Source organism: Vibrio sp. OPT20 (assembly GCF_963889365.1).
GTDB lineage: Bacteria > Pseudomonadota > Gammaproteobacteria > Enterobacterales > Vibrionaceae > Vibrio > Vibrio splendidus.
In genome coordinates this window covers 146622-160115 of the sequence record NZ_CAWPOA010000031.1, presented here as the reverse complement: position 1 = coordinate 160115, position 13494 = coordinate 146622, and the positions used below count along the sequence as shown (strand labels likewise).

At 46.3% G+C, this 13494-nt stretch carries 9 protein-coding genes; all 9 read left to right on the top strand.

The window, feature by feature from the left end; all coding sequences use genetic code 11:
* The first annotated feature begins 278 nt into the window (after window positions 1-278).
* On the top strand, window positions 279-1961 hold the full coding sequence (locus AACR09_RS01905) for an ABC transporter substrate-binding protein (protein ID WP_193835929.1): 1683 nt from the start codon (window positions 279-281) through the stop codon (window positions 1959-1961).
* 169 nt (window positions 1962-2130) lie between these two features.
* On the top strand, window positions 2131-3117 hold the full coding sequence (locus tag AACR09_RS01900; protein WP_004734532.1) for an ABC transporter permease: 987 nt from the start codon (window positions 2131-2133) through the stop codon (window positions 3115-3117).
* A gap of 2 nt (window positions 3118-3119) precedes the next feature.
* Window positions 3120-4145, top strand: a complete 1026-nt coding sequence (locus tag AACR09_RS01895) for an ABC transporter permease (protein ID WP_004734531.1) — start codon at window positions 3120-3122, stop codon at window positions 4143-4145.
* Window positions 4146-4147: 2 nt separating this feature from the next.
* On the top strand, window positions 4148-5131 hold the full coding sequence (locus AACR09_RS01890; RefSeq protein ID WP_004734530.1) for an ABC transporter ATP-binding protein: 984 nt from the start codon (window positions 4148-4150) through the stop codon (window positions 5129-5131).
* 87 nt (window positions 5132-5218) lie between these two features.
* A complete protein-coding gene (locus AACR09_RS01885) occupies window positions 5219-6214 on the top strand; it encodes an ABC transporter ATP-binding protein (protein WP_017080764.1) in 996 nt (331 codons plus the stop codon).
* Window positions 6215-6312: 98 nt separating this feature from the next.
* Complete coding sequence (locus AACR09_RS01880; RefSeq protein WP_193835928.1) at window positions 6313-8034, top strand: glycoside hydrolase family 9 protein; 1722 nt, start codon at window positions 6313-6315, stop codon at window positions 8032-8034.
* Window positions 8035-8036: 2 nt separating this feature from the next.
* Window positions 8037-8921: an N-acetylglucosamine kinase gene (locus AACR09_RS01875; RefSeq protein WP_054541855.1), complete on the top strand. Its 885-nt coding sequence runs from the start codon at window positions 8037-8039 to the stop codon at window positions 8919-8921.
* A gap of 12 nt (window positions 8922-8933) precedes the next feature.
* On the top strand, window positions 8934-10895 hold the full coding sequence (locus AACR09_RS01870) for a beta-N-acetylhexosaminidase (protein WP_193835927.1): 1962 nt from the start codon (window positions 8934-8936) through the stop codon (window positions 10893-10895).
* Window positions 10896-11041: 146 nt separating this feature from the next.
* Window positions 11042-13447, top strand: a complete 2406-nt coding sequence (locus AACR09_RS01865) for a GH36-type glycosyl hydrolase domain-containing protein (protein ID WP_193835926.1) — start codon at window positions 11042-11044, stop codon at window positions 13445-13447.
* The last annotated feature ends 47 nt before the right edge of the window (window positions 13448-13494 follow it).

Below are 13494 nucleotides of genomic sequence, written 5' to 3'. Positions count from 1 at the left end.
AAAACCACCAAAGCACCCCATTTTGACGTTAATGACGTGGGATTGCTTGTTTTTAACGTTTTTGACGGGAAACGAGTTTGATTAATTCATCGATAAGGTGTTTTCTTACTCCTGCCAAAGGCCTACAGGCCACTCTTACCACTTCTCAGAATCAACGATGAATCTGGAGCAATGAAGAAGAGGTAGGCCTTTAACTAGAGTGTGTATCTACTAAACAATTTAGCGACAGATAACATTCAATCCATTAGTGAAATGAAAGCAAATAGTAAGGAACAGCTATGCTTGCCAATATAAAAAAAACAGCAATAGCAACAGCAATTATTGCAACTGCTACAACAGGTTTTGCATCAGTAGCAACAGCTGCAGAACGCAGTGAGTTGACTATTCACCCGAAAGAGTACACTACATTTGTACGTAACTTTAACCCGTACCTTGGTGCTACTAACCTACATACTACAACCGACTTCCTTTATGAGCCGCTAGTAGTATTCAACGAAATGCACGGTAACACTCCAGTGTTCCGTCTAGCTGAAAACTTCACAATGTCAGATGATCTGATGAGCGTAGTTTTCGACATTCGTAAGGGTGTTAAATGGTCGGACGGAGAAACTTTCTCTGCTGATGATGTTGTTTTTTCTTTCAACCTTGTAAAAGAGAAACCAGAGCTTGACCAATCTGGCATCAACTCTTGGGTAACTTCTGTAGAAAAACTGAACGACTACCAAGTTAAGTTCAGCCTAACAGAAGCTAACTCGAACGTACCTTACGAGATTGCTAAAGTACCAGTAGTACCTAAGCACATCTGGAAAGACGTGAAAGATCCATCAACGTTTACCAATGAGAACCCAGTAGGTTCTGGTCCGTTTACAGAAATCGATACGTTTACAGCTCAGCTATACATCCAGTGTGCTAACCCGAACTACTGGGATGCAGACAACCTAGATGTTGACTGTCTACGTGTTCCACAAATTGCGAACAACGACCAGTTCCTAGGTAAAGTTGTAAACAGTGAAATGGACTGGACGTCTTCTTTCGTTCCAGATATCGATCGTACATACGCTGCAGCTAGCCCTAAACACCACTACTGGTACCCGCCAGCAGGTACACAGGCATTCATCGTTAACTTCAAGCACCCTGATACTGCGAAGCATGAAGCATTGAGCAACGTTGAATTCCGTCGTGCTTTCTCTATGGCTCTTGACCGTCAAACTATCATCGATATCGCATTCTACGGTGGCGGTACTGTGAACGATTTCGCATCGGGTCTTGGCTACGCATTTGAAGCTTGGTCTGATGAAAAAACTCATGACAAGTACAAAGGCTTCAACACTTACAACGCTGAAGGCGCGAAGAAGCTTCTTGCTGACGCTGGCTTCAAAGATGTAAACAAAGATGGTTTTGTTGACACTCCATCAGGCAAGTCTTTCGAACTAATGATTCAATCGCCAAACGGCTGGACTGACTTCAACAACACAGTTCAACTAGCGGTAGAACAGCTAAACGAAATCGGTATTAAAGCGAAAGCTCGTACACCTGACTTCTCTGTTTACAACCAAGCAATGCTTGAAGGTACATACGACGTAGCATACACAAACTACTTCCACGGTGCGGATCCATACACGTACTGGAACAGTGCTTACAACTCATCACTTCAATCTGGTGATGGTATGCCTCGTTTCGCGATGCACTTCTACCAAAACGACAAGCTAGATGGTCTTCTAAACAGCTTCTACAAAACAGCTGACAAGAACGAGCAGCTAGATATTGCACACGGTATCCAGCAAATCATCGCTGCAGACCAAGTGACAATCCCAGTGATGTCTGGTGCTTACATGTACCAATACAACACAACTCGCTTCACTGGTTGGTGGAACGAAGAAAATCCAAAAGGCCGTCCAAACATTTGGGCTGGTATTCCAGAGCGTCTACTTCATGTACTGGACCTAAAACCAGTTAAATAAGTAATCGTTCAATCTTTGCGGCGTAACTTCTTACGCCGCTTATAAAAATCCCCACACTATCAATTGAAAGTATGGCGCTAGTCGTCAGGGGATTTTTCGTTCCAAATTTCGCTAGGAGCGACCTGAATCCAGAAACAGGGAAACAATCTGGGTGAGTAAGGTGTGAGTTATGGGTTATTTTTTAAGACGTTTGTCATTTTATTTTGTCGCGCTATTAGTTGCAGCGACGTTAAACTTTATTATTCCAAGAGCAATGCCTGGTGACCCAGTTACCATGATGTTTGCGAACGCTTCTGTTCAAGTTACTCCTGAGCGTATTGCGGCAATGAAAGAACTATTAGGCTTCGTTGATGGCGGCTTACTGGTTCAATACGGCGCATACATGAAGAACATTCTAAGCTGGGAGCTTGGTACATCAATTCAATTCTACCCACTTTCAGTAAATACACTGTTAGGTGGCGCATTCGGTTGGTCGCTATTCTTAGCAGGCACTGCCGTTATTCTTTCTTTCTCGATTGGCTCAATCCTAGGTATTTTTGCAGCGTGGAAACGTGGCAGTAAATACGATGCCTTTGTTACTCCAGGGATGCTTATTCTACAAGCCGTTCCTCAAGTTGTTATTGCAATGCTTGCGCTATTTACCTTCGCAATTGGTTTGAAGTGGTTCCCAACTGGCTACGCCTATACCGCTGGTACGATACCTGACTGGACAAGTTGGGCATTCATCAAAGACGTTGCTTACCACGCTTTCTTGCCTCTGGTATGTGCTTCGGTTGTTCAAATTGGTGGCTTCCTAGTAAACATGCGTAACAACATGATCAACCTACTCGCAGAAGACTACATCACCATGGCGAAAGGCAAAGGCCTTAGCGAAAACCGAGTGGTATTCAATTACGCAGCTCGTAACGCGATGCTACCAAGTGTGACAGCACTTTCGATGTCTCTAGGTATGGCAATCGGCGGTCAGTTAATTATCGAAATCATCTTTAACTACCCAGGTCTTGGTAGCGTACTTTTCAACGCAATTAACGCTCGTGACTACCAAGTATTGCAAGGCCAACTGCTTATCATGACGCTATTCATGCTGTTCTTTAACCTTGTTGCAGACATGCTTTACGTTGTTCTTGACCCTCGTCTTCGTAAGGGTGGTAAATAATCATGAAAGATATTCTAAAACTCATTTGGCGCAATCCGATGGCCCTAACCGGTGTCATCATCCTAAGTATTTTTATTCTTGGTGCTATTGCGGCTCCATTGATCACCAAACATGTACCAGACAAGCGTACAGGTAACCCACACGAGTACCCTGGCTTCGTCGTTAAGTCTGCACAAACGAACCCTGACGGCTGGGTTGCTCAAAACCTAGCAGACGACCGCCGCACACTTATCATGTCTAAAAAGGCAGATCACGTACTGGGGACAACTCGTATGGGTCGTGACGTTTGGTCACAAGTGGTATACGGCGCACGTGTATCTCTTGCTGTAGGTTTTGGTGCGGGCCTTACCGTATGTTTACTCGCAACGGTTATCGGTGTTTCGGCAGGCTACTTCGGTGGACGTGTCGATGACATTCTGACAGCCGCAATGAACATCATGCTGGTTATTCCTCAATACCCATTACTGTTCGTCGTTGCAGCCTTTATCGGTGAGGCAGGGCCACTCACTATAACCTTGGTTATCGGCTTTATGTCCTGGGCTTGGGGCGCGCGTGTTGTTCGTTCCCAAACGTTAGCACTGCGTGAAAAAGAATTTGTAAAAGCCGCTGAAGTTTTGGGTGAATCTTCATTCCGTATCATCTTCGTAGAGATTCTTCCAAACCTTATCTCTATCGTTGGCGCGAGCTTCATTGGTTCGGTGATGTACGCAATCATGATGGAAGCTACGATTTCGTTCCTAGGTCTTGGTGACCCGAACACAATCAGCTGGGGCATCATGCTTTACAACGTTCAAACCTCTTCATCAATGCTGATTGGCGCTTGGTGGGAGCTGTTGGCTCCTTGTATCGCATTAACACTACTTGTAACTGGCCTTGCTCTGCTTAACTTCGCAGTCGATGAAATTGCCAACCCGCAACTGCGTTCTCACAAAGGCATGAAGCGTTGGAAAAAACTAGCGGCTCAAGATAAAGAAGAACGTGAACCAGAACTACCACCACAAAATGCACTTTGGAGCGGAGATAAATAATCATGTCTGAACCACTAATTTCAATCCGCAACTTATGCGTGGATTACATCACAGAGTCTGGCGATGTTCGCGCGTGTAATAACGTAAGTTTTGACATCGCTCCGGGTGAAGTATTCGGCTTAGCTGGTGAATCTGGCTGTGGTAAATCAACCGTTGCTTTCTCTCTTATGCGTCTTCATAAGCCGCCCGCTTACATCAGTGGTGGTGAAGTCATCTTCAATGGTGAGAACATCCTTGAATACAGTGACGAACGTATGCAAGCGTTCCGCTGGAGCGAGATGTCGATGGTATTCCAGAGTGCGATGAACGCACTCAACCCTGTACTTCCAATGGAAGAACAGTTCTGTGATGTGATTATGCATCACACCAACATGACTCGTGAACAAGCTAAGCAACGCGCTGAAGGTCTACTTGAAATCGTCGATATTCACCCGAGCCGATTGAGTGACTACCCTCACCAATTCTCTGGCGGCATGCGTCAACGCTTAGTTATTGCTATCGCTTTAGCATTGAATCCAAAGCTGATCATTATGGATGAGCCAACGACCGCGCTTGATGTGGTTGTTCAACGCGAAATCCTACAAAAGATCTATGCACTAAAAGAAGAGTTTGGTTTCTCAATTCTGTTCATCACCCATGACTTGTCATTGATGGTCGAGTTCTCTGACCGTATCGGCATCATGTACTCCGGTGAACTTATCGAGGTCGCGAACTCTCAAGATATTCTAGAAAACCCTTACCACCCTTACACCAAAGGGCTGGGCAGTTCTTTCCCTCCACTAACAGGGCCAAAGACAAAACTAGCGGGTATTCCGGGCAACCCTCTGAACCTCCTAGAGATTCCTGAAGGGTGTCGTTTCCAAGCTCGATGTGACCGTGTACATGAAGCTTGTACTAAGGTGCCAACCAAGCTGCGCTCTATCGACCCGGGACACTTGTCTAACTGCCACCTGTACGGTGACCCAATAGTACAAAGAAAGCTATAGCTTGCACGCTGAATCAGCGTGGATAACGAATAAGGCGGCTCGACCGTCGAAAAGCAAGCAAAGCGAACAAGGATTCTGGAGACAATTATGAGCAAAGATTTCGGTCAATTATTGGTAGAAGGCAAGAATGTCGTAAAAGACTTCCCAATAAGCAGTACCACCATTCAAACCCCAATGATGCGTGCGATTAACGACGTGTCATTCAAGATGTACAAAAGCCGTGGCCTAGCGGTGGTTGGTGAGTCTGGTTCAGGCAAATCAACAACAGCAAAAATGATCGCAAAAATGTACGCGCCTTCGGGCGGTACGATCGAATACAAAGGTCGCGATATCCAAGAGATCTCAAGCAGAAAAGATCTTATGCACTACCGTGAAGGTGTGCAGATGGTATGGCAAGACCCGTTTGGTTCACTGAACCCAACGCACAATATCTTCCACCACATCGCTCGCCCTTTGTTGATCCACAAAAAAGTATCTCCGGGCAACAAGAAAGAGTTACAGGAACGTGTATACGATCTTCTAGAGCAAGTGGGGTTAGTACCACCGCAAGCGACGGCAGAAAAGTACCCTCACCAACTCTCAGGTGGCCAGCGTCAACGTGTCAACCTTGCACGTAACATCGCGGTAGGTGCGGAAGTGGTTCTAGCCGATGAGCCAACCTCAATGCTTGATGTATCGATTCGTGCTGGTGTTTTGAACCTGATGGAAGAGATGAAGTTTGAGAAGCAAATGTCTCTACTTTATATCACTCACGACATCGCAACGGCTCGTTACATCGCTGAAGATCTTTCCGTAATGTACGTTGGACACATGGTGGAATGGGGCGATACCGATGACGTTATTGCTAACCCTCAACACCCTTACACTCAGCTATTGGTTTCGGCAGTTCCAGATCCTAAGAAATCGATCCACGACCAACTAGCAGGTAACAAAGGGGAGATCCCACTTTGGACACCAGTATCAGCAGGTTGCCCATTTGCAGGCCGTTGTACTCACGCGATGGACAAGTGTAAAGAACAGCTGCCAGGGGTTACACAGTTAGCTGATAACCACTTTGTACGTTGTTACCTACACGAAAGCTAAGCAATAAAGTCCAAGTTAGGGTCTGCGGACCCTAACTATTTATATCCAAAACATTCAAGTACCTAGCCAATAGAAACTAGGACTGTCGGAGAGTATTGATGCTGTTATTGACCAACCATATTGGCTATGAGTCCACAGGCCCAAAGCAAGCTATCTTACAAACAAAGAAAGCTCGTCTATCGAGCACTACGGCTTTACTCGTCTGTGCAGACAATCATATGACTGTCGGAAGCTTTGATGTGGTTAAACAAGGCCGCGTAGCAAATTGGCATCAAGGGCAATTCTTCACTATCGATTTCAGTTCAGTTACTGAACCTGGTCGCTACTACCTACGTTTTGACAACCTGCGTTCAGAAGTATTTGAGATTGGTAGCAACCTATTAATGAACCACACATTCTCTGATGTGCTTCATTACTTTAAGTCACAACGCTGTGGCGGTATTTTCGACAAAAAAGATCGACAAGCACAAATTCTAGGTACCGACAGATACGTCGATGTCCACGGAGGATGGTATGACGCATCAGGAGATGTCAGTAAGTATTTTAGCCACCTGTCTTATGGTAACTACCTAAACCCACAACAAATTCCAATGGTCGTTTGGAACATGCTAAAAAGCGTGCGCTTGACTAGCCATAATCCAGACTTCCCGAAATTCTCCATGACTCGTCTAACGGAAGAGGCTCTGTTCGGTGCCGACTTCTTAGTGCGTATGCAAGACGCCGACGGATACTTCTATATGACGGTATTCGACAAATGGAGCAAAGATATCAATCAGCGCGACATCTGCGCTTATGCGACTCAAGAAGGCCATAAATCAACAGACTTACAAGCTGGCTACCGACAAGGTGCCGGCGTTGCTATTGCAGCATTGGCTGCTGCATCTGAGCTTGAAGCCTCTGGCAGTTACTCTAGCCAAACCTACCTTGATACAGCTGCGAAAGGCTATTGGCACCTTAAAGAACACAACCTTCAATACCTAAACGATGGTGAAGAGAACATCATCGATGAGTATTGTGCCCTACTCGCAGCCAATGAGCTGTATCGCGTAACTCAAGACCAGCAATACCTAACAGAAGCAAGAGCTTGGGCGACTCGTTTAATCTCTCGCCAACAGTCAGATAATTCATTTGAGCACTTCTGGTCGGCAAACTCTGATGGCTCTCGCCCATACTTTCATGCAGCAGAAGCTGGCCTTCCGGTGATTGCGCTATGCGAATACATCGACAACGAAACCAATACTGAATTAAAAGAACAGGCTCGCACAGCTGTTGAGCAAGCTTGCCAGTTCGAAATCAACATTACCGACAAAGTCACCAACCCATTCGGCTACCCAAGACAGTACGTTAAATCTGTCGATGGTGATAAACGTGATGCCTTCTTCGTCGCTCAACAGAACGAGACAGGTTACTGGTGGCAAGGTGAAAATGCTCGCCTTGGTTCACTCGCAACCATGGCTTACCTAGTTCAACCGCACATTAAAGATAATGACCTTCAACAGCGCCTAATCCAGCTTTCGCAAAACAGCCTTGATTGGATTTTAGGTCTCAACCCATACCATATGTGTATGCTCGATGGTCACGGCCATAACAACCCAGATTACCTACCACAGCTTGGTTTCTTCAATGCAAAAGGTGGTGTCTGCAACGGCATCACAGCTGGTTTCGAAGACGAACAAGACATCGCATTCAACCCACCAGCACAGAAAGACGACATGCTTCAAAACTGGCGCTGGGGTGAACAATGGATCCCTCACGGCGCTTGGTTCCTATTGGCAACGGCTTCGCAATTCAACTTCCTAGCACAAAGTAAGGAGCAATAATCATGACTCTTTACTACGTAGGTATTGATGGTGGAGGCACTTCTTGTCGAGCTCGAATTCGCGATGACCAAGGCAAGCTGGTTGGTGAAGCAAAGAGTGGCAGTGCCAACATTCTATTGGGTGTTGATGTTGCAATGAACTCTATCGTTGACGCCATCACCAAAGCCGCACAACAAAGCCAACTCGACTCTAACGATTTTTCTAATATGCATGTTGGTTTGGCGCTAGCTGGCGCAGAGCAAAAATCAGCATGGCTCGACTTCATGGTACAAGCTCACCCTTTCGCAAGTATGACACTCAATACAGACGCTTACGGCGCTTGCATTGGTGCTCACAACGGCCAAGACGGTGCAATCATGATTGGTGGCACAGGTTCATGTGGTATCTACCTAAACAACGGAGAACAACATGTTGTTGGCGGTCGTGAATTCCCAATTTCAGACCAAGGCGGCGGCGCAGTGATGGGCCTTCGTTTAATTCAGCAAGTTCTACTCGCTGAAGATGGCATTCGCAACAAAACTCCGCTGACTCAGCATGTTATGAATCACTTCAATAATGATGTTGATGCGATCGTGGCGTGGTCAAAAGGCGCGATTCCAAAAGATTACGGCCAATTTTCTCCAGTTATTTTTCAACTGGCAAATGAAGGTGATGAACTGGCTATCGAGATGCTCAAGCAAACCGCTGCTGATATCGAAATGTTTGTCTTAGCACTACACCGAAAAGGCGCTGACAAGGTGTGCTTAATGGGAAGTATCGCTGAGCGTATTCTCAACTGGCTATCTCCACCAGTACAACAATGGATCGTTAAACCTCAATTCGACGCTATCGAAGGCGCATTGATGTTTGCCGGAAAATCACAACACAACTTGTATCAACAGGCTTAGCAGGGAAGTTATATGAATTATCGCATCGACTTAGCTGTTCTTTCTGAACAAAAAAATAACTGCCGATTCGGCCTTACGGTACATAACTTAAGTGACCTCGACGTACAAGATTGGTCACTGCATTTTGCCTTTGACCGATTCATCCTTCCTGAGAGTTTGTCGCAAGGTGAATTGACTCAAGTAGGAAGCTTTTGCTCGTTCAAACCAAATTCGCCAGTGTTAAAAGCCAATAACCATTTCTACCTTGAATTCAGTATTCAAAGCGCACCATTCCGCTTCTATTCTGATGGCCTTAACGATGCCTTTATCCAGTCACATCATGATGGGGAAACATCGGTACTGCCTGTCGCGATATCACCCATTGTACTGGCTTCGCCATACCGTGAACGCAATCAAATTCCTGAAGTGAGCGCAGCTGAAGTGGCATTGATTCCTCAGCCGAATCAGATCGAATTTCAGCAAGGTAGTTTCGCGCTAAGTAGATTCGCGCTAAGCAGCGAATGCAGAATTGAGGTTCAATCTCATCTTGCTGATAAGGCAGTCTCTTGGTTCCAGCAAGAATTGCTCTCGACCTTTGAGTTGTCTCTTTCGAACGCGCTTTCAACTGAACTTTCAAAAGACGAAAGCGGCGACATTCTATTTCGCAGCAACCCGACGTTAGATGAAGCCGAATACAAGCTGTCCATCACTGCACAACAGATTACTGCTGAATCAGGCAGCCAATCGGGCTTTACACACGCTGTGGCAAGCTTGATTCAATTAGTTCAACAACTGGACGCAGAGAACTTCTCTCTACCATGTTGCAAAATCGCCGATCAACCTCGATTTAAGTACCGCGGCATGATGTTGGATTGCGCTCGTCACTTCCACTCGGTAGAGCAAGTGAAACGTTTGATCAACCAATTGGCGCAGTACAAATTCAACGTTTTTCACTGGCACCTAACCGATGATGAAGGCTGGAGAATTGAGATCAAGAGCCTGCCTCAGCTAACAGAAATTGGCGCTTGGCGTGGTCCTGATCATGCATTAGAACCGCAATACACCCACATTGCTGACAACTATGGCGGCTTCTACACACAACAACAGATTCACGAAGTCATTGAATATGCAGAGCAACGCAGCATCACGGTGATCCCAGAGATCGATATCCCGGGACACTGTCGCGCCGCAATCAAATCACTGCCAGACATGCTAGTTGAGCAAGCAGACACCACACAATACAAGAGCATTCAGCACTACAACGACAACGTGCTAAATCCAGGTTTACCGGGTACTTACCAATTCCTAGATGCCGTTATTGAAGAAGTGGCAGAGCTTTTCCCTAGCGAATTGATCCACATGGGCGCAGATGAAGTGCCACCGGGCGTGTGGACCAACAGCCCTGCTGCTCAAGCTTTGATGAAAGAGCATCAATATCAAGACAGCAAAGACTTACAAGGCCACCTCTTCCGTTATGCCGAGAACAAACTCAAGCAACTTGGCAAGCGCATGGTGGGCTGGGAAGAAGCGCAACACGGCGACAAAGTCAGTAAAGAGACCATCATCTACTCGTGGCTCAGTGAAGAAGCTGCAGTGAATTGCGCTCGCCAAGGCTTTGATGTGGTGCTGCAACCGGCACAATTTACCTATCTCGACATGACCCAAGATTATGCACCGGAAGAACCGGGCGTAGATTGGGCTGCCGTTATCCCATTAGAACAAGCTTATACCTACGAAGCGCTTGCTGAAATATCCGACACCGACCCAATTCGTAAGCGGATCCGCGGAATTCAGTGTGCTCTATGGTGTGAGATCGTCACCAACCAAAAGCGTATGGATTACATGGTATTCCCAAGAATTAGCGCTTTAGCTGAAGGATGTTGGACACATAAAAACAACCGAAACTGGCTAGATTACCTATCTCGCCTAAAGGGGCATCTGCCATTACTCGACAGGCTCAATGTTGATTATCGCAGCCCTTGGAAAGCTCAATAAAACACAACCAAAGCGGCACTCATATCGAGCGGTTGCTAACTAAAATTAAGTTGCTAACTCAAATTAAGGTGCTCAGTCAGATAAGACTCAGCATCACTATTTAAAAATTAGCTGCATAGATGCAGTTTGTTAAAAAGGAAATGACAATGAAATACGGCTATTTCGATAACGACAATCGCGAATACGTCATCACTCGCCCTGATGTACCAGCACCTTGGACCAACTACCTAGGTACTGAAAAGTTTTGTACCGTAATTTCGCACAATGCGGGCGGTTACTCGTTCTACAATTCTCCGGAATACAACCGTGTTACTAAATTCCGTCCAAACGGCACATTCGACCGTCCAGGACACTATGTTTACCTGCGTGATGATGAGACGGGTGATTACTGGTCTATCTCTTGGCAGCCAGTGGCAAAAAGCCTAGATGAAGCGAACTACGAAGTACGCCATGGCCTGTCATACTCTAAGTTCAAGTGTGAATACAGCGGTATTACCGCAACTAAAACGCTATTCGTTCCTAAGGGAGAAGATGCTGAAGTTTGGGACGTCGTGCTGAAGAACAACACTGACAAGCCAAGAACCATCAGTACTTTCTCATTTGTTGAGTTCTCGTTCAGCCACATCCAATCAGATAATCAGAACCATCAGATGTCTTTGTACTCTGCGGGTACGTCTTACCAAGAAGGTGTTCTTGAATACGACCTGTACTACAACACTAACGACTTTGAAGGCTTCTACTACCTAGCGTCAACCTTCTCACCAGACAGCTATGATGGCCAACGTGACAACTTCCTTGGCATGTACCGTGATGAAGCAAACCCAATTGCGGTTGAAAATGGCAAGTGTTCTAACAGCGCTCAAACCTGCTACAACCATTGTGGTTCTCTGCACAAGCAATTTACGATTCAACCGGGTGAAGAAGTTCGCTTTGCGTATGTATTAGGTATCGGTAAAGGCAACGGTGAACGCCTACGCGAGAAGTACCAAGATGCAGCCAACGTAGATGCAGCTTTCCAAGGAATCAAAGATCACTGGGACGAGCGTTGCAACAAATTCCAAGTTAAGTCGCCAAACGAAGGCTTAGACACAATGATCAACACGTGGACGCTATACCAAGCGGAAACCTGTGTGGTTTGGTCTCGCTTTGCTTCATTCATTGAAGTCGGTGGCCGTACTGGCCTTGGCTACCGTGATACGGCGCAAGACGCGATCTCAGTACCTCATGCCAACCCACAAATGACCAAGAAACGTATTATCGACCTGCTTCGCGGCCAAGTGAAAGCGGGCTACGGTCTACACTTGTTCGATCCTGATTGGTTCGATCCAGAGAAAGCTGACGTTGAACCTTCAAAATCGCCAACGGTTGTTCCAACACCGTCAGATGACGACAAGATCCACGGCATTGACGATACCTGTTCTGATGATCACTTATGGATCGTACCAACCATCATCAAGTACGTAATGGAAACGGGTGAACACGATTTCTTTGACGAAGTGATTCCATACGCAGATGGGGGTGAAGCAACGGTTTACGAACACATGAAAGCCGCACTGAACTTCTCTGCAGAATACGTAGGTCAAACCGGTATCTGTAAGGGTCTTCGCGCAGACTGGAATGACTGCTTGAACCTAGGTGGTGGTGAATCTTCAATGGTTTCATTCCTACACTTCTGGGCGCTACAAGAATTCTTAGACCTAGCTAAGTTCCGTAATAACGATGCTGACGTTACTAAATACACTGAAATGGCAGCGAACGTTCGCGAAGCGTGTGAAACGCACCTTTGGGATGACGAGGGTGGCTGGTACATCCGTGGTCTGACTAAAAATGGCGACAAGATCGGTACCGCTCAACAAGCTGAAGGTCGTGTGCACCTTGAGTCAAACACGCTAGCGGTTCTATCTGGCGCGGTATCTCAAGAGCGTGGCGAGAAAGCGATGGACGCTGTCGATGAGAACCTTTTCTCAGAATATGGCCTACACCTAAACTCTCCTTCATTCGCAACACCAAACGACGATATCGGTTTCGTAACTCGCGTTTACCAAGGCGTTAAAGAGAATGGTGCAATCTTCTCTCACCCGAATCCATGGGCTTGGGTAGCAGAAGCGAAGCTAGGTCGTGGTGACCGTGCTATGAAGTTCTACGACGCACTTAACCCGTACAACCAAAACGACATGATTGAAACGCGTTACGCAGAACCATACTCGTACGTGCAGTTCATCATGGGTAAAGATCACCAAGACCATGGTCGTGCAAACCACCCTTGGTTAACAGGTACCTCTGGTTGGGCTTACTTCGCGGTAACCAACTTCATTCTTGGTGTTCGTACAGGCTTTGAAAGCTTAACAGTTGATCCATGTATCCCGACTGATTGGCCAGAGTTCGAGGTTACTCGTCAATGGCGTGGCGCGACTTACAACATCACAGTGCAGAACCCGAATGCAGTAAGCAAAGGCGTTGCCTCTATCACTGTCAATGGTGAGTCAGTTGAAGGCGCAATCCCGGTACAAGCAGAAGGCAGCGAGAACGAAGTTATCGTTGTACTCGGCTAATCACTTAATTTGATGAACAGCTCACTATCTCAAGTCTTTACTGGCTT

Excerpts from the sequence above, each read along its gene's own strand:
- AACR09_RS01905 (WP_193835929.1), top strand. The coding sequence starts at position 279 with ATGCTTGCCAATATAAAAAAAACAGCAATAGCAACAGCAATTATTGCA.
- AACR09_RS01900 (WP_004734532.1), top strand. The coding sequence starts at position 2,131 with ATGGGTTATTTTTTAAGACGTTTGTCATTTTATTTTGTCGCGCTATTA.
- AACR09_RS01895 (WP_004734531.1), top strand. The coding sequence starts at position 3,120 with ATGAAAGATATTCTAAAACTCATTTGGCGCAATCCGATGGCCCTAACC.
- AACR09_RS01890 (WP_004734530.1), top strand. The coding sequence starts at position 4,148 with ATGTCTGAACCACTAATTTCAATCCGCAACTTATGCGTGGATTACATC.
- AACR09_RS01885 (WP_017080764.1), top strand. The coding sequence starts at position 5,219 with ATGAGCAAAGATTTCGGTCAATTATTGGTAGAAGGCAAGAATGTCGTA.
- AACR09_RS01880 (WP_193835928.1), top strand. The coding sequence starts at position 6,313 with ATGCTGTTATTGACCAACCATATTGGCTATGAGTCCACAGGCCCAAAG.
- AACR09_RS01875 (WP_054541855.1), top strand. The coding sequence starts at position 8,037 with ATGACTCTTTACTACGTAGGTATTGATGGTGGAGGCACTTCTTGTCGA.
- AACR09_RS01870 (WP_193835927.1), top strand. The coding sequence starts at position 8,934 with ATGAATTATCGCATCGACTTAGCTGTTCTTTCTGAACAAAAAAATAAC.
- AACR09_RS01865 (WP_193835926.1), top strand. The coding sequence starts at position 11,042 with ATGAAATACGGCTATTTCGATAACGACAATCGCGAATACGTCATCACT.